15 protein-coding genes are annotated in these 17,122 nt (G+C 67.4%); 3 read left to right on the top strand and 12 right to left on the bottom strand.

The features are described from left to right. Nucleotides 1-177: 177 nt before the first annotated feature. The 6 genes from ACWEWT_RS34520 to ACWEWT_RS34495 all read right to left on the bottom strand — a co-directional run bounded on the left by ACWEWT_RS34520 (nucleotide 178) and on the right by ACWEWT_RS34495 (nucleotide 6,911). The gene (locus tag ACWEWT_RS34520) at nucleotides 178-603 is read right to left on the bottom strand and encodes a GyrI-like domain-containing protein (RefSeq protein WP_452565057.1); all 426 of its coding nucleotides are present in this window, start codon (nucleotides 601-603) and stop codon (nucleotides 178-180) included. 8 nt (nucleotides 604-611) lie between these two features. Beyond that, nucleotides 612-1,073: a GyrI-like domain-containing protein gene (locus ACWEWT_RS34515; RefSeq protein WP_452565055.1), complete on the bottom strand. Its 462-nt coding sequence runs from the start codon at nucleotides 1,071-1,073 to the stop codon at nucleotides 612-614. A 177-nt stretch (nucleotides 1,074-1,250) separates the two neighbouring features. After that, on the bottom strand, nucleotides 1,251-3,605 hold the full coding sequence (locus ACWEWT_RS34510; protein ID WP_452565053.1) for a transglycosylase domain-containing protein: 2,355 nt from the start codon (nucleotides 3,603-3,605) through the stop codon (nucleotides 1,251-1,253). Between the two features lie 62 nt (nucleotides 3,606-3,667). Next, entirely contained in the window at nucleotides 3,668-4,552 is an 885-nt protein-coding gene (locus tag ACWEWT_RS34505) for a carbohydrate ABC transporter permease (protein ID WP_452565052.1), read from the bottom strand. Next, nucleotides 4,552-5,586: a carbohydrate ABC transporter permease gene (locus ACWEWT_RS34500; RefSeq protein ID WP_452565051.1), complete on the bottom strand. Its 1,035-nt coding sequence runs from the start codon at nucleotides 5,584-5,586 to the stop codon at nucleotides 4,552-4,554. Before ACWEWT_RS34500 ends, ACWEWT_RS34505 begins: the two co-directional genes overlap by 1 nt. 41 nt (nucleotides 5,587-5,627) lie before the next feature. After that, nucleotides 5,628-6,911 carry an ABC transporter substrate-binding protein gene (locus ACWEWT_RS34495; protein ID WP_452565050.1) on the bottom strand — a complete coding sequence of 428 codons (1,284 nt, stop codon included), beginning with the start codon at nucleotides 6,909-6,911 and terminating at the stop codon, nucleotides 5,628-5,630. Nucleotides 6,912-7,479: 568 nt separating this feature from the next. Between ACWEWT_RS34495 and ACWEWT_RS34490 the strand changes: the two genes are divergently transcribed. After that, nucleotides 7,480-8,340, top strand: a complete 861-nt coding sequence (locus tag ACWEWT_RS34490; RefSeq protein ID WP_452565049.1) for a DUF2786 domain-containing protein — start codon at nucleotides 7,480-7,482, stop codon at nucleotides 8,338-8,340. Between the two features lie 4 nt (nucleotides 8,341-8,344). Then, the gene (locus ACWEWT_RS34485) at nucleotides 8,345-8,863 is read left to right on the top strand and encodes a TIGR04338 family metallohydrolase (RefSeq protein ID WP_452565048.1); all 519 of its coding nucleotides are present in this window, start codon (nucleotides 8,345-8,347) and stop codon (nucleotides 8,861-8,863) included. Between the two features lie 30 nt (nucleotides 8,864-8,893). Here the strand turns inward: ACWEWT_RS34485 and ACWEWT_RS34480 are convergent, their stop codons facing one another. From ACWEWT_RS34480 to ACWEWT_RS34465, 4 genes are all read right to left on the bottom strand, one after another. Further along, nucleotides 8,894-9,268 (bottom strand): hypothetical protein, encoded by a 375-nt coding sequence (locus tag ACWEWT_RS34480; RefSeq protein ID WP_452565047.1) that lies wholly within the window; start codon nucleotides 9,266-9,268, stop codon nucleotides 8,894-8,896. Between the two features lie 145 nt (nucleotides 9,269-9,413). After that, a complete protein-coding gene (locus ACWEWT_RS34475; RefSeq protein ID WP_452565046.1) occupies nucleotides 9,414-10,415 on the bottom strand; it encodes an o-succinylbenzoate synthase in 1,002 nt (333 codons plus the stop codon). 78 nt (nucleotides 10,416-10,493) lie between these two features. Next, the gene (locus ACWEWT_RS34470; RefSeq protein ID WP_452565045.1) at nucleotides 10,494-11,462 is read right to left on the bottom strand and encodes a hypothetical protein; all 969 of its coding nucleotides are present in this window, start codon (nucleotides 11,460-11,462) and stop codon (nucleotides 10,494-10,496) included. 234 nt (nucleotides 11,463-11,696) lie between these two features. Beyond that, nucleotides 11,697-12,866 (bottom strand): thiolase family protein, encoded by a 1,170-nt coding sequence (locus ACWEWT_RS34465; RefSeq protein WP_452565044.1) that lies wholly within the window; start codon nucleotides 12,864-12,866, stop codon nucleotides 11,697-11,699. A gap of 103 nt (nucleotides 12,867-12,969) precedes the next feature. Here ACWEWT_RS34465 and ACWEWT_RS34460 point away from each other — a divergent pair, with 103 nt between their 5' ends. After that, a complete protein-coding gene (locus ACWEWT_RS34460) occupies nucleotides 12,970-13,503 on the top strand; it encodes a winged helix-turn-helix transcriptional regulator (protein WP_452565043.1) in 534 nt (177 codons plus the stop codon). Nucleotides 13,504-13,661: 158 nt separating this feature from the next. On the opposite strand, the gene ACWEWT_RS34455 is transcribed toward ACWEWT_RS34460, so the two are convergent. Beyond that, nucleotides 13,662-14,735 carry an ABC transporter ATP-binding protein gene (locus ACWEWT_RS34455; protein WP_452565042.1) on the bottom strand — a complete coding sequence of 358 codons (1,074 nt, stop codon included), beginning with the start codon at nucleotides 14,733-14,735 and terminating at the stop codon, nucleotides 13,662-13,664. Nucleotides 14,736-15,102: 367 nt separating this feature from the next. Then, nucleotides 15,103-17,022, bottom strand: coding sequence for an alpha/beta fold hydrolase (locus ACWEWT_RS34450; RefSeq protein WP_452565041.1), 1,920 nt, complete (start codon nucleotides 17,020-17,022; stop codon nucleotides 15,103-15,105). Nucleotides 17,023-17,122 lie beyond the last annotated feature (100 nt).

The following is a 17,122-nucleotide window of genomic DNA, read 5'->3' as shown; positions in this document are numbered from 1 at the left end:
GAGACTCGCGCCTTCGGCGCATGCGCTTCGAGGCCTGAACGGCGGGACGGGCCTCAACCCTTGGAGGTGTCTCGTAAGACTCGACTCGGGGGGTTACGTGGGCATCGACGGCCGGGTCGGTATGCGGCGCCCGGGGTTGTCCGGGCTGTGCTGGGGGTGGAGAGGACCTGTGGGGGCTCAGTCCAGCGAGACGTAGACCTCCACCGAGGTGGGGCCGATGTAGCGCTCCAATTCGGCGGTGTGGGAACGGGTTATGGTGCCCGCCTTCTCCGCTTCCCGGACCCTCGCCCACGCGGTGCGGAGCAGATCGTAGGGTTTCTCGGTGACAACGAATTTCGCGTAGCGGCCGGTCGGGACCCGGGTGAGTACATCGCCGGCGTCCAGATCGTCCATACCCTTGATCTCGTAGCCGAGTACCGCCACCGCGTGGTCGCCCTGGCCGATATAGGCGGCGGCCCGGGGGACGTTCTTCTCCCGGGACAGGTAGCGGTCCCAGGTGAAGTTCACCAGGTCGAGGTCGCGGGCGGTCACCTCCCGCCCGGCCAGCGGAATGGTGAGCCCGGCAACCAGGCTTTCGTCGAGTTCGATAATTTCGAAGTCCACAGCTGTTCCTACCTGCTCACCGAATCGTCTTCTGCCAGTGCGACGAACACTTCCACACTGTGCTCGTCCGGATAGCGCTCGTAGTCACCCGTGTACGAGCGGGTCAAGCGGCCGGCTGCCTCGGCATCCCAGATCGCGCGCCACAGGGTCACGATCGTTTCGCCCAGGTCGTCGCCGCTGAGGGTGAACCGGGCGAAACGGCCGGCGGGAATGCGGGCGAGGATATCGCCGGGTAGCAGGTCGTCGAGACTGTGACAGCGGTAGCCGATGATATGGGTCAGGTAGGAGTTGATCTCCGGGGCGTGATCGACGAACGCGCTGGCGGGATGACCGGGTAACGAGCGGGCCAGGGTACGCTTCCAGGCTTCTTCGACTCTGGTGCGGCGCGGCCCTTCCACAGCGAGTGCCGGGCTGCGTAGCACCATTCCCGCCACCAGCGTCTCCGGGCGGTCAACGACATTGAATTCCACCGGCGTAGCCCCTATGTCTCGTCATACGTCGTCGCTCCAGCGCATATCCTCCCGCACGCCCGTCCCGGACCGGGCGTCGGCCCGTGCCGGTCGGTCGGATGGGCGACATCTCACTCTGGCCAACGATGCTGCCATGCCGACCGTTCCTTCGGTGGGATCACGACCGGAATCCGTAGATCACGGTACGGGTATGGTCACGCCCGGCAGGATTTCGACGACTCGTGGGGCCGGCGGTGGGGGCGGTGCCGGTGGTGCCGGAGCGGGCGCGGGCGCGGGTCCTTCGACGGGCGGGGGCGCGGGCGCCTGTGGTTCCGGCTGGTATTCGGGTTCGGGCACATACGGTTCGGAAGCGGGCGGGATCACGATGAAGGGCTGCTGCGACGGTTGCTGCGGTTCCGGTTGCCGCGGGGGCGGCGGGTTGAGGATGTCGTAGGGATTGCGTGAAGGCTGCTGCGGCGCGGCCGGGACGACCGGTGCGGGATTCGGGGCCGGTGCGCCGATCTGTTCGACGGGAGTATCGACGAGGCCGCCGTCCATGGTCTGCTTCCAGATATCGGCGGGGAGTCCGGACCCGTAGATGCGGCCGCCACCGGCGGTCACAATCGGCAGGTTCGATTCGGTACCCACCCAGACCGCGGTGGACAGTGACGGGGTGAAGCCCACCATCCAGGCGTCCTTGTTCTGCCCGGTATCACCGAGCTGGGTGGTGCCCGTCTTGGCCGAGGAGGGGCGCCCGTTCAGTGCGTGACCGTTGGAATACGAGGCGATCGGCAGCATGGCCGCGGCGGTCTGCGCGGCGATGGTCTGCGGGATCCGCTGTTCGGCCGGTGGCGGCTGCGCGCCGGTCCGCTGCTGCGGGTCGCCGCCGCGGTCCAGTAGGACGCGGCCGTCACCGCGGACCACGCGCTCCACGAAGTACGGCTGGTGATAGCGGCCGTCATCGGCGATGGTGGCGTACGCCGAAGCCATATCGATCGGGCGCACCAGGTAGGTGCCCAGCACGATGGACGGCATGGGCGCCGAACCCATCTCGGTGAGCGACTGACCCGGCACACCGGGGATGTCCTGGGGGATACCGGCCTGGTGGGCGGCGTCGGCGATCGCCTGGGGCCCGTTGTTCATGGCGAGGGTGAGCCGGTAGAAGCTGGTGTTGAGCGAGCGTTTGTAGGCCTCGCCGAGACTGCAGGTGCCGCAGGATTCGTTCTCGACATTTCGCACCAGCACTCCGTTGACGTCCACGGGTGCGCTGTCGAAGGCCCGGGACAGCGGGATGCCCTGCTGCAGGGCCGCGAGCACCGCGAAGGTTTTGAACGCCGACCCCGTCTGGACCGGGGCCTGGGCGAAGTCGAAGCCGATACCGTCGGCACCGCCGTAATAGGCGCGCACCGCTCCGGAGCGCGGATCGATGGAGGTCACCGCGGTCCGCAATTCCGGGGGCTGTCCGTCGAGAGCGCCGGTCGCGGCGGTTGTGGCGGCCTCCTGGGCTCTGGCGTCGATGGTGGTGGTGATCTGCAGGGCCCCGGTGTTCAGCTCCTGATCGGAGATCCCGGCATCGGCCAGTTCGCGCAGGACCTGGGTTTTGATATGGCCCTCCGGGCCGCGGGTGGTGTTCGCGTCCTCGGGGGCCGGTGGCGGGATCGTCGGTGGGAAGACGATCGCGTCACGTTCCCCCGGGGCGAGCGCTCGCATCTCGACCATGCCGTTGAGCACGTAGTTCCAGCGCTGTAGCAGCTGGGGCAGCCGGGTCTGCGGATCCAGCCCGGACGGGGAACGGATGAGGGCGGCGAGGACGGCGCCCTCGGCGACGGTCAGCTCCGGAACCGGTTTACCGAAATAGGCCTGTGCGGCCGCCGCGACCCCGTACGCGCCGCGACCGAAATAGATGGTGTTCAGGTAGGCGCCGAGAATATCGTCCTTGCTCCATTCCTTCGCCATCTTCGAGGAGATGATCAGCTCGTGAGCCTTGCGGCTGACCGTGCGTTCGGAGTCGAGGAAGGCGTTCTTCACATACTGCTGGGTGATGGTGGAACCGCCACCGGCGTTCGCCCGGCCCAGGACGTTGTCGCGGACGGCGCGCAGCAGACCGGAAGTGGAGAAACCGGGATTGGTGTAGAAGTTGCGGTCCTCCGCGGACAACACCGCTTCACGGACGTGTTCGGGTACATCCGACAGCGGTACCGGGGTGCGGTTGCCCTCGGGTGGCACGACCTTCGCCAGCACGGTCGTCCCGTCGGAGGCGGTGATGGTGGCGGTCTGGTTGATGGGCACCGTTCCGGCGGCCGGGATCTCCGCACTCCAATAGACCAGCGCGATGATCAGCGCGGGTACGGCGACCAGGATGGTGAACAGCCAGAGCAGGAGATGACGGATACGCCGGCCGCGGGATCGGTGCGGACGGATACGGACGGGCGGCCGGGGTGGGCGGGGATGCGGCCCGGAATCGTCGAGCTGGTTCCAACCGGCTATGGAGGGATACTGCGGTACCTGTGGAGTGTTGCTGCCACCTCTGGAACGGAACGAGCTCACGATCATCTCCTCTCGGAGCGTCGGAAAAACTCAGGCGCACCACCGCCGGTCCCCAGGATACCCAGTGATCAGCTTTTGACGCCGCCCGCGGTGAGTCCGGAGATGATCCGCCGCTGGAAGATGAGCACCAGGATGACCAGTGGCACGGTCACCAGCGTGCCGGCCGCCATGATCGCCGCATACGGTTCCACCAGGGGGTTGTTACCGGAGAAGCGGGCGATGGCCACGGTCACGGGTTCGGTTTTGCTCCCGGAGAGCACGCGGGCGAGCAGATACTCGTTGACCGAGGCGATGAACGCCAGGATCGCGGTGGTGAACACCGCCGGCGCCGCCAGCGGCAGCATCACCAACCGGAACGCCTGCACCTTGGTGGCGCCGTCGATACGGGCCGCCTCCTCGAGCTCCCAGGGCAGTTCCGTGAAGAACGAGGCCAGGATGTAGACGGTCAGCGGCAGTACGAAGGAGATGTTCGGCAGGATCAGCGCCTGGTATTTGCCGATCCAGCCGATATCGGTGAACAGCTGGAACAGCGGGGTCACCAGGACGACCACCGGGAACATCGATGCGCTCAGGATCAGCCCGGACACCACGTACCGGCCCTTGAAGGTGAGCCGGGCCAGCGCGTAGGCCGCCATGATCCCGATCACCAGCGCGATCGCGGTACTGGCCGAGCCGATGATCACGCTGTTCAGCAGGGCCCGGCCGAAATTGTTACCCCGGCTCGTATCGAAGGCGTCCCGGAAGTTGTCGAGCGTGACATGGGTGGGCCACGGCGTCGGATCGAAGGTGTAGGCGGGGTCGCGGAAAGCGGTCACCGCCATCCAGTAGAACGGGCCCAGCCCCCACAGAAGGATGATCAGGGCGCCCACGTAGATGCGGGCCGAGCCGAGCCTGCGCCGCCACGACGGCGCGGAACGGACGGTACCGGTTTGCTGTGTTGTCACCGCGGCCATCACGCCTTCCGCTGTTCTTCCTGCGTCCGCACCGCGTTCGCGCCCAATATCTTCACCAGTACGAAGGCCGCGGCGAAGATCAACAGGAAGGTGATCGTCGATAGTGCCGCCGCACTGTTGGGTCCCTGCCGTGTCTGTTCGACCACCAGCACCGACAGGGTCCGGGTGGCCGGCAGATTGTTGGTCATGATGGCGGGCAGGTCGTACATGCGCAGCGCGTCCATGGTGCGGAACAGCACCGCGACCAGCAGCGCGGGTTTGAGCAGCGGCATGGTGATCTGGGTGAACCGCTGCCAGGCCGAGGCGCCGTCCACCCGCGCCGCCTCGTAGACGTCGTCGGGGATGATCTGCAGACCGGCAAGCAGCAGCAGCGCCACGAACGGCGCGGTCTTCCACACATCGGCGGCGATTACCGCGAACCGGGCGGGCCAGGTCTCCGAGGTCCACAGGATATCGGTGCCGAATACGGTGTTGACCAGGCCGTCGTACTGGAACATGAATTCCCACAGCCGGGCCGTGACGGCCGTCGGGATCGCCCACGGAATCAGGACCGCCGCCCGCAGCAGCGCCCGTCCCTTGAACGTCTTGCCCATGACGATCGCCATGCCCAGCCCGATCGCGACTTCGATGGTCACCGTGACGACCGCGAAGAACAGTGTGACACCGACAGCGCCCCAGAACTCGGCGCCCAGATTGCCGGTCGGGCAGTCGGTGACGCCCCCGGTGATCACCTGGCATTGACCGACGAGCCAGTGCAGGTAGTTGTAGAAGGTGCCCTGGCCGCTGTCGACGAAACGACCGGTCGCCTCGTCGAGCTGATCGTCGTAGGTGAACGACATCCACAGTGCCCGCAGCACCGGGTAGCCGATCACGACGGTGAGCGCTATCAGTACCGGCGCGACGAACAACCACGCCCGCCCCGATATGCGGACTTCGTCGCGAAGCCTGCTGGCCGTCCCGCGACTATCGGTTGCGTTCGCGGGCTTTTCTGTACGGACCGACGCCTGCGCGTCCGTTCCGGAAGGATCCGACACCGTTACTCTCTCCTACGGGCTCGCCGGGTCCGGTTGAACCTCTACGATCCGGCCGTCTCGATGCCCTTCTGCATGCCGATGATCGCGTCGTTCACGGACTTGGTTCCGGTCAGGGCAGCATATGCGTTGTCCTGAATGGCTTTGGACACCGCCGGATAGAACGGGGTGACCGGTCGGGGCACCGCGCTGGCGATGGAATCCTTCAAGGCGGGCAGGTACGGCATCTTGGCGATGAGTGCCGGATCGTCGTAGATCGAGGCCCGCACCGACGGCAGTGCGCCGGAGGCGATGATGTGCTGGGCTTCCTCGCCGATCAGGAACTTCAGGAAATCCAGTGCGGTGGCCTTGTTCTCGGAATACGCGCTGATCGCGGCGTTGTAGCCACCGAGGGTGGAGGCGCCGATACCGGTATCGCCGGGCAGCGGCGCGACCCCGAACTTGTCCTTGACGGCCGAGGCCTCCGAGGAGGCGTCACCGTAGGTGGAGGGCCAGCTGCGCAGGAACATGAGCTTGCCCTGGGTGAACGCGGCGCCGCTCTCCGGTTCCTGGAAGGTGATGGCCTCGCGCGGGATATCGCCGACCCGGTAGGAATCCACCAGCTGTTCGAGCCCGGCCCGCGACTGCGGGCTGTTCACCGTCGGAGTGCGGCCGTCGGTACCGACGAAGGTGCCGCCGAAGGCGTTGATCACCTCGGCGGTGTTCACCGTCAGGCCCTCGTACGGAGCGAACTGACCCGCGTAGCAGCCCATCTGGTTGTCCCGCGCCAGCGGGCAACTGGCACGCATCTCGGCCCAGGTGAGGGGAGCGGCGGGCACCAGGTCCTTGCGGTAGAAGAGCAGGCCACCGTTGGTGTTACGGGGCGCGGCGTAGAGGGTGCCGTTGTAGGTGGCGCTGGCCACCGGCGGCGACAGCAACGGCGAGGTGTCGATGGCGAACTCGTCCTCCAAGGGCTGGATCCAGCCCTTGGCCGCGAACTCCGCGGTCCACGGCACATCGAGGGCCACCACGTCGTAGTCCGTCGACTTCGCGCGCATATGTTCGACGAGATCGTCGTACTGGGCCGAGGCGTCGTTGGACTGTTCCTTGTAGGTGACCTGCTCGTCCGGATGGGTCGCGTTCCAGCGATCGATGACCTGTTTGACGGCGCCGGTCTCGGTGGTGTCCTTACCTTCGACGTAGGTGATCGGGCCGCGCCCGTCCTGGTTCATCCCGAGCTGTTCATCGGTGTCACTGGTGTTGCACGCGGTGGCAAAGGTCACGGTCAGCAGCGCGATCGGCCATAGGACGAGCGCGGCACGTAGAGACGGCACCTTCTTGAAAGCCATCGCGGAACTCCAGGGTCGACACGTGAGCGGCAGCACAAGGCAACATACATGGTGTGCACGGTCGGTGTCGGATACTCCTGGATCGAAGTGAGCGGAAGCTCCGGCACCCGAACCTGTCCGGGACGGGCGGGAGAGTTCGCCGAATAGTGCGGAGAGCCTATAACGACTGCTAGGCGTACCTCCGCCTTCGCTCCGGCCGTGCGCGGACTGAGGACGGGCTACGCCTGGCTGTGTTTTTTCGGCGTACCTCCGCCTTCGCTCCGGCCGTGCGCGGACCGAGGACGGGCTACGCCCGGCTGTGTTTTTCTGCGTACCTCCGCCTTCGCTCCGGCCGTGCGCGGACCGAGGGCGGGCTGCGGCCGGCCGTGTTCCTTCGGTGTACCTCCGCGTTCGCTCCGGTCGTACGCGGGCGTGGGTGGGTCGGCCCGGTCGTGATTCTCGGGCGGTGTCTCCGCATTCGCTGCTCACCGAGCGCGGACTGTGGTTCAGGGGGCTCGTTGCCTGCGCTCCGGTCGTGGGTGAGTCGGGAGTGGGCTTCGCTGTGCTGCGCTGATTAGGCTGGTGCCCGATGTCCACCGCGAACGCAGTATCCGATCGCCTGCTCACCAGGGTCGGTGGACTGCTGCGTCAAGCCGAATCCACCGACAACGAGCACGAGGCCGAAGCGTTCCTGGCCGCCGCGCAGCGGCTGGCGACCCGGTCCTCGATCGATCTGGCGGTGGCCCGGGCGCATACCCGGGACCGGGAACGGCCCAACGAGCTGATCCAGCGGATGATCCCGATCGGTGAACCCGGGCGCAAGGGCTTGCGCACCTACGTCCAGCTGTTCGTGGCCATCGCCGGCGCCAATGCCGTGCGCTGCGATGTGGCCCGTACTTCCACCCAGGTCTACGCCTACGGGTTCGCCGCCGATATCGCGGTCTGCGAAGCCCTCTACTCCAGCCTGCTGGTGCAGATGGTGCGGGCATCGGACCGGTACATCAAATCCGGCGACTACCGTTCGGCGACCGTGGAGAAGGTGGTCGTCGAACGCCGCGGCGGGCGCCGGATGCGCCGGGTGACGCGTGTCCCGGTGGCCGGGGTGACAGCACGGCTGAACTTCCAGCTCGCGTTCGCCGAGCGGATCGGAATCCGGCTGGCCGAGGCCGCGACGGAGGTCGAGCGGGCCGCGACCACCCTGGACACCGGCGGCGCCGGACACGTATCGCCGGAGGCCGCCGCGGAGACAGCGCTCGCGCTGCGCGGTAAGGAAATCGAACTCACCGACTTCTACACCCGCACCTCCGAGGCCCGCGGCACCTGGCGCGGGCCGCGCACCTCCACCGGCTACGCGCCGGCCGCCCGGCGGGCGGGTGACCTGGCCGGGCAGGCGGCCAGACTCGGGCCCGCGCAAGAGCTGGACGGTGCGCGCGGACAGCTCCCCGGGTAGCGCCGTGAGTACCGTGCGAGATTCCCAGCGCGCCAAGGTGTACGACGCGGAACAGCTGGTGCGCTCGATATTCGACCGGGCAGCGGAATTCGGGCAGCGCACTGTCGAAGTGCACGGATCCCGGCTGACCCTCCCGGTGGAACGGAAGTTCGCCTCGGTGGATTCGGTGCAGCGGTACTGCGATCGGGTGCTCGGTCTCGACTGGGTCCGGGCACGGTGGACGTCGGCGAAAATTCCGGTCCGGGTTCGCTCCCGGGCGGGAAACATCGCAGCACATTACGAAGCAGCGGACGCGGTGCTCGCGGTGCCGCTGCACCGCGGGGATTCCGCCGCGTGGGCGCTGCGTGAACTGGTGGTGTTGCACGAACTCGCCCACCACCTCGCGCCGGATCCCGCTGCGGAAGCCGCGCACGGCACCAGGTTCTGCGGTCGCTATGTGGATCTGGTCGAGGGCGTCATAGGTCCGGAAGCAGCTCTGCTGCTACGTATCAACCTGCACGATTGCGGTGCGCGGGTGGGTTGATGCCCCGGGACCGTGCTGTATCCGGCGCTGTCACCCGCGGTCCGGGCATTCTTCCCGGCCTTCCGGCGGCCGCGGCGCGACCTCGATCACCCGGATCAGCTGCCACCGGGCCTCCTCCCACCGAGCGCTTCGCGCAGCGGCGCGCTCGTCCGGGCCTTCGATCGTGCTCGCCGCACGATGGGCGGCGTAGCGGCCGACAGCGGCCTGGGCTGTTCCGGCGGTATCGACGGCACTCACCCGCCGGGCCGCGGCGATACAGGCGTGCGCTGCCTCGAAGAGTTCGCCGGTGCAGATATCGGCACATGCATCTAGGGCGTGACTGCCGAAATCGAGGGATAAGGATCGGCACGTATCCGGCTCCGACGCCCACAACAGATCGGTGAGTACGGACGGTACGACGATCATGATTGCGTCCATTGCTCGGCCGGGGCAGGAACATCGGGAAGCGTATTCGGCATTTCGGCAGGCGGCGACCGATATCCGTTCCGGTAGAGCGGCACCCGTGTCCGGATGTCTCACATTCCGGTCGCGCCCGGACGATTCGGCGTACTCAGGTCGTGTATTCGCCGGCACGGTGTGCCGTCAGGTAGGTGAGGACCCGGTGGAAACGTTCGGTCCACCATGCGGTGCGTCCCGGGTCGGGGTGGCGGTACTCGTCGAGCCTGGCCGGATCGGGTTGTGGGGCGCTGCGCGGAACGGGGAGGTATCCGTGCGCGGGGACCAGCGAATCAGTGACGAGATCGCCGTCGAACAGGGTCACGGTCCCCAGGCCACAGGCGTGGTCGAGGTCCGGTAGCGCACCGGCCAACGCCAGTTGGGCGGACAATCCGATACTGGTCTCGAGTGCCGAGGAGATCACACAGGGCAGTCCGGCCGCTTCGGCCACCCCCAATGCCCGCCGGACGCCACCGAGCGGAGTGCATTTGATCACCGCGATATCCGCCGCGCCCGCCACCGCGACCCGCATCGGATCCTCCGCGCGGCGGATGGATTCATCGGCCGCGATCGGAACCTGTACCCGGCGCCGGACCTCTGCGAGTTCGGCGACCGTCGGGCACGGTTGTTCGACATACTCCAGACCGCCTGCGGCGCGGTCTATTTCCCCGATACTGCGGATCGCGGTGGTCACATCCCACACCGCGTTCGCGTCCACCCGGATCGCCCCGGTAGGCCCCAGCGCCGACCGTACGGCTTCCACCCGGGCCAGATCCTCCGGCAGGGAACCCGGATGGTCGGCGATCTTCACTTTCGCTGTCCGGCAACCCGACCCCGCCACCAGCTCATACGCGCGCTCCGGTGACACTGCGGGCACAGTGCAGTTGATCGGTATCCGATCGCGGAGGGGTTCCGGCCAACCGACGGTGATCTGTTCGACGGTGGTCGCCATCCAGTTCGCGGCTTCGCGATCGTCGTATTCGGGGAAAGGACAGAATTCCCCCCACCCGCGCGGCCCGCGAACCACCACCCCCTCGCGCACCGTGATCCCCCGGAACTTCGACCGCAACGGAATCGCGTAGACGACGAGGGTGTCGATCTCGGGCAGTTGCGTCACCGGTCCCACAGTAGTGGCGTCCCGGGCAGCGGCGGTCGTCCGGAGCGGGCTCGAGCTGCCGGACGGGAAGGCCGACCGTCAGTCGGCGAAGATCTCGTCGATCTCGGTGGCGGTGATGGCCCGGTCGAACCAGCGATCGAGGATCTCGAGGTCGGTGCAGGCCCGAATGCGCTCTCTGGCACGGTCGGGGACAGTGATCCCGCGTGCCTCCAGCAGCCGCAGAGTCTTGTCGATGCCTTCTTCGACGCGGCCTTCGATGTGCCCTTCGGCCAGACCTTCGGCCAGACCTTCGGCCAGACCTTCGGCCAGACCTTCGGCCAGACCTTCGGCGAGCCCTTGGGCGCGGCCTTCGGCGCGCAAGCGCTGCGAGGTACGCGAACGATAGAACGACAGGTCCACGCTCATCAGTTTGCTCCAGGTTTTCGCGGCTCGGGTCGCGCCGAGGCCGAGTTCGGTGAGTTCGGCGAAGACGTGGAAGTCTTCCTCATCTTCCAGTTCGTGCAGGGCATCGGCGAGCGTTTTCAGTATGGCACCGATACGTGCGTCTTCGACGTGGGTGACCGCCGACAACACGGCCAAGGGGATATCGGCCGCCGCCACCTCGGGATCTGTGACCACAGGGACGTTGTCCGGCCCCAGGACGAGTGGGCGCACGATAATGCTCGACCATTGCGGCAGGCCGATCCTGATCGGTTCGCGTGCCCAGCCGGCGGTCGTGTTGTCGCGGCACACGACGAGTAGTACGACCGGGAGCCGGTACTTCTCGTGGAGGTGGGCCAGGTAGTAGGCCCAGGCGCCGGGCTTGTCGTCGTCTTTCTTGTTCTGGGCTTCGACGAGTAGCAGGAAGGTGCCGTCGTGGACGGTGGTGATCCTGAGAAGGGTATCGACCTGGCGTTCGAGGGGGCGGATCTCGGTGAGGTCGTTGGTGAACACCGCAACTTCGGCGGGGTCGTCGAAGGGTAGTCCGAGGGCGCGGAACGCTCGGGCGAAGACGCCGGGATCGTGCTGGAAGAGGCGGTGCATCACCTCGTGCGGGGAACCGACCATGTGGCAGAACGTATCCGGGTTACCGCGGGTTACGTTAGAAAGTGTGTTCGATTATCGGCGTTTCCGAATCATCGGCGCGTCGTTCGGCCGCCTGATTCGGGTATCGGCGGAGCGTTGCCTGGTCCCATCACGTTCGCGTCCACCCCGGATCGCGGCACATCACTCCCTGCGGAGCAGTCCCGGTGAGACCGATGCCGGCCCTCGGACGGGGCCGGACATCGGTGAGGGTGCCGATCAGAGGCGTTCGAGGATTGTCGCGTTGGCGAGCCCGCCCGCCTCACACATGGTCTGCAGGCCGTAGCGGGCGCCGCGATCCTGCATGGCGTGTACGAGGGTGGTCATGAGCCGGGCCCCGGACGCGCCGAGCGGATGGCCGAGGGCGATCGCGCCGCCGTTGACGTTCACGCGTTCCGGGTCGGCGCCGGTGTCGTGCTCCCAGGCCGCGACCACGGAGGCGAACGCCTCGTTGATCTCGATCAGGTCGATATCGTCGATGGTGAGCCCGGCCCGGTCCAGTACCTTGCGGGTCGCGGGGATGACGGCGGTGAGCATGAGCAGCGGATCGTCGCCGGCCACCGCGAAACTGTGCAGCCGGGCCAGCGGCCGCAGACCCAGTTCGCGGGCCTTTTCGCTGGTGGTGATCAGAACCGCCGCGCTGCCGTCGCTGATCTGACTGGCGGTGGCGGCGGTGATGTTCCAGCCGATCTCGGGAAAGCGGGCCGCCATCGCCGGGTCGTAGTAGGCGGGGCGCAGCGCGGCGAGGGTGTCGAGGGTGGAACCGGTGCGGATGCCCTCGTCGCTCTCCAGTCCGGCCAGTGGGGCCGATTCGGCGGCGAAGCGACCGTCCTTGGTGGCGCGGGCGGCTTTCTCGTGGCTGGCGAGCGCGAATTCGTCCAGTTCGGTTCTGCTGATACCCCATTTCGCGGCGATGAGTTCCGCGCTTATTCCCTGCGGCACCAATCCTTCGGGGTACCGCTCGGCGAAGCCCACACCGGAGATGTCGTCGGCGCCGCGCGCGCTCGCGCCCATCGGTACCCGGCTCATGGATTCGACGCCGGTGGCCACCACCATGTCGTAGGCGCCGGCGATAACGCCCTGTGCCGCGAAATGCACCGCCTGCTGGCTGCTGCCGCACTGCCGGTCGACCGTGGTCGCCGGGACCGATTCCGGGAAGCCCGCGGCCAGGGCGGCGCGCCGGGTCATGTTCACACCCTGTTCGCCGACCTGGCTCACGACCCCGCCGATCACATCGTCGATCAGCGCTGGGTCGATTCCGGCGCGTTCGACAAGTGTGCGCAGGCTGTGCGCCATGAGGTCCACCGGATGGACCGAGTGCAGGGCTCCGGTGGGCCTACCGCGCCCGACCGGGGTCCGTACCGCATCGACGATGACCGCGTCTCGCATGGTGATTCCTTTCGTCGCCGGGGCGAACCCTGGCTAAAGTTATCTAAAGCCAGGGTAAGTGCTGACGTTAGTGAAGGCAAGCCAGGGTCGATATGATGGGCGGATGGCAGCGGTGATGGAAGGCCCCCTGGCCGATCTCGACTCGTGGCAACCCGACCACTGCTCGATCGCGATGGCGCTCGAGGTGGTCGGCACGCGTTCGGCGATCCTGATCCTGCGCGAGGCGTACTACGGCACGACCCGGTTCGACGGGTTCGCGTCCCGGGTGGGTATCACCGATGCCGCAGTCGCCGGACAGTTGCGCAAGCTCACCCAGGCGGGGCTGTTCACCAGGCAGCCGTATCGGGAAGAGGGAAAGCGCACCCGCAACGAATATGTGCTCACCGCGAAAGGGCGCGATCTGTTACCCGTGGTGCTCGCGCTCATGCAATGGGGCGATACCCACCTGCAACCCGGCCCACCGCCCCTCGACCTGGTCGAAGCGGCAACCGGGGATCCGGTCCGGGTCCAGGTGCGCAGCGAATCCGGCCGCGAGATCGGCGTGGACGATCTCGGGGTCCGGCTCAACGAGCGATGGCGCGCCGACCATCGGCGACGACGAACGTCCGGAGCGGGGCGTACCGGCGATCACCCGTAGCGACCGCGATTCTGTGTGTCATCGGACGCTCGGCAGGATGGATACGGGGTGCTCGCGGCATGCCGAATACGCCACGGCACGTGGGACGGCCTGCCCCGTCGACGCCTCCGATGGCGATGCAGGCCCGGATCCGTACCGGTCCGGGTGGGCGGCAGCGGTCAGTTCAGGCGGCGGCCGTCGTCGGGTGCGAAGAAGTAGACGTGCTCGGGGTCGGTGGCCAGCCGTACCCGGCTGCCCTTCGCCGGAGGATTGCGCCAGTCGGTACGTGCCACGATCGAGTCGGCGCCCTGGGTGTCCTCGGTGGGGCGGCCGTAGATGAAGGCGTCGGAACCCAGCTCCTCCACCACATCCACCTCGATCTCGATACCGGAATCGCCGGTGTCCAGGTGTTCGGGACGGATGCCCACGGTCACCGAGGTGCCCGCGGCATCGGCCACCGACCGGGGCAGGGGCAGCGCGAATCCGCCGATCCGGACCGCGCCGTCGGTGATCGGCAGCGTGAACAGGTTCATCGCCGGCGACCCCATGAACCCGGCGACGAACACATTCGCCGGATCGCGGTAGAGGTCGCGCGGGGCGGCGCACTGCTGGAGCAGACCGTCGCGCATCACCGCGACCCGGTCGCCCATGGTCATGGCCTCGACCTGGTCGTGGGTGACATACACCGTCGTCGTCGCCAGCCGGCGCTGTAGCTGCGCGATCTGGGTGCGGGTCTGCACCCGCAGCTTCGCGTCCAGGTTGGACAGCGGTTCGTCCATCAGGAACACCTGCGGGTCGCGTACGATCGCCCGGCCCATCGCCACCCGCTGGCGCTGACCGCCGGAGAGTGCCTTGGGCAGGCGGTCCAGCAGCGGTTCGAGATCGAGCAGGCGGGCTGCCTCGCGCACCCGGCGCTGGGATTCGTCCTTGCCGACCTTGGCCAGTTTGAGCGCGAAACCCATGTTCTCGGCGACCGTCATATGCGGGTACAGCGCATAGTTCTGGAAGACCATCGCGATATCGCGGTTCTTGGGATCGGAATGGGTGACATCGCGGTCACCGATCAGGATGCGACCGCCGGATACTTCCTCCAGTCCGGCGAGCATCCGCAGCGAAGTCGATTTCCCGCACCCCGAAGGGCCGACCAGCACCAGGAACTCGCCATCGGCGATCTCGAGCTGCAACTGATCGACTGCGGGCGTTCTGGCCCCCGGATACTGCCGGGTGGCGCGATCGAAGGTCACCGTGGCCACGGCTTGTTCACTTCCCTTCACCGGTTGGAACACGCGAAGTGGAGCGAATTCGCAACATGTGCGTGGTCATGGCGTCAGAGGCTACCGCTGGTGTTCTCGAGCTCCGCATGGTCTGTACGTTTTCGGTGCGTATCGTGCCAGCGAACGCATCGACTGTCCACCCCCGTACGCGCTCGCGCGACACGCCGCGGTGGGTGGCGCGGATCCGTGTCCAGCGGCAGCGGAGCCGGTCACGCACCGGCCCGGCCCGATCCCGGCCCGATCCCGGCCCGATCCCGGGCCGGGCCCGGTGCTCCGGCGGCCGGAGCCGACTCGGCGGTGGCGTTCGTGGCGTACCCCGCGCACGCCCCGGACGCCGCCGGGCGGGTCAGCTACCGGCCCGCGCACCGTCCGCGCCGGTTCCGAGATGCCGGTCGAAGAAGCGCTCCATCGCGTGATACATATCGATCTGGTTGTCCGGGTTCACGAAACCGTGCCCCTCGTCCTCCTTGACCAGATATTCGACCTCGACCCCGCGCGCCCGCAGCCCGTCGACGACGTTGTCGGATTCGGCGCGAACCGCCCGCACATCGTTGGCGCCCTGGATCACCAGCAGCGGTGTCCGGATCCGGTCGAGATAGTTGATCGGCGACCGCGCCGCGATATCGGCCGCCTGTTCCGGATCGTCGGGGTCGCCGACGAAACGGTGGAAATTGTTGGTAAGGAAACGTTTCCCGAACTCGGGGATGGTGCGCATGAAGTTCGCCAGGTCGGATATACCGACGTAGTCGACGGCGGCCGCGAAGACATCGGGAGTACGGGTGATGCCGACCAGCGTGGCGTAGCCCCCGTAGGAGCCACCGAAGATCGCGACCCGGCCGGGGTCGGCGTACCCCTCGGCCACGGCCCAGCCCACCGCATCGATCACATCGTCGTGCATCCGGCCGCCGAACTCGCCGACCGCGGCCTCGACGAAAGCTTTTCCGTAACCGGTGGATCCGCGGAAGTTGACCTGCAGAACCGCGTAGCCGCGGTTCGCCAGCAGCTGCACGCCGGGGACGTAGCCCCAGCTGTCCCGGTACCACGGGCCGCCGTGCAACTGCACGACCATCGGCAACCCGCGCGGTTCGACTCCCACGGGCAGCGTCAGGTGACACGGCAGTTCGAGCCCGTCGCGCGAGGTGACGGTCACCGGTGTCATAGGTGCCAGCGCCGCGGGATCCAGGTGGGGGAAGGGACGGAAGAGCAGCCTGCTCTCGCCGGTGCGGTGATCGTAGTAGTAGGTGCGGCCGGGGTCGCGGTCGTGCGTGAAACCGGCGACCCATTGCCGCCCGGTCGTATCGGAGGACACCGCGGCCAGATCGCCGTCCGAGAGTGCGGACAGGTTCTCCAGCACCTCCGCGAAATGCGGATCCAGGGGACGGATCACCTGCCGTTCGCGCAGATATCGCACGCCGAGCAGCTCGCCGGTCCGCCGGTCCCGGATGAGCGGCGGTGGCAGGGCCGGGTTCACCTGCGGGCGGGTGTCGAGATCGTAGGTGGGATGGCTGTCGACCTCGGTCTCCGCGCCCGAGGCCAGATCCACCCGCACCAGCCGGGTTCGGTCGGTGCCCCGGTTGGAGCCGATCCACACGCCGGTCCCGTCGGGGGTGATCTGCACCGGGTACATACCCATCGGGTAGTCGGTGCCGTCGAACACCAGCAGCGGACGCAAGGTGGCTGTCGCGTCGTCCCAGCGTGCGAACTCGAGGTCGCCGGCCGCGGTCATCGTGGTGGCGAACAGTTCACCGTCCCGGCCGCGGAACCAGCCGCTGACACCGCCCGGGTTCCGCGCGAGCATCGTGAGTTCGCCGGTGGCGATATCGAGTTCGTGGAGGTCGACTTCCTCGACGGTTCGGAAGTTCGCGGAGACCAGGGCACGCCCCGGCAGCGCGGTGGGCAACTCGAGATGCACGACCCGGGTACCCGGGAACGGCGTGAGATCCACGGCCGGGGCGGCCGGGTCGTCGAGATCGACCCGGTACAGATGCCAGTTCTCGTCGCCGTTGCTGTCCTGGGTGTACAGCAGCCAGCGCGGATCGTCGGTCCAGTGGTACTCCTGCACACTGCGGTTCGCGTCGGCGGTGACGCAGCGCGGTTCGCCGGTCCCGTCGGTGTTCTCGATCCAAACGTTGAGGCGATTGCGCCACGGCGCCAGATACGCGATCCGGGAACCGTCCGGCGATATGGAGGCGCCCGTGCGGACGGGCGGTCCGAAGAAATCCTGTACGGCGATGAATTTCGGCAATGTCGTATCGGTCTTCGTCATTCGAACCTTCCGGCTGTCGGCGGGTCTGCGATCGGAAGCACGGCGGCACGGCGCGTATCCGGAGGACGCTGGTGCGACGACCGCCTTCGATGCCAGGAGA

It is taken from the genome of Nocardia sp. NPDC003963 (assembly GCF_053605105.1).
This window is presented reverse-complemented; position numbering and strand designations above follow the sequence as displayed.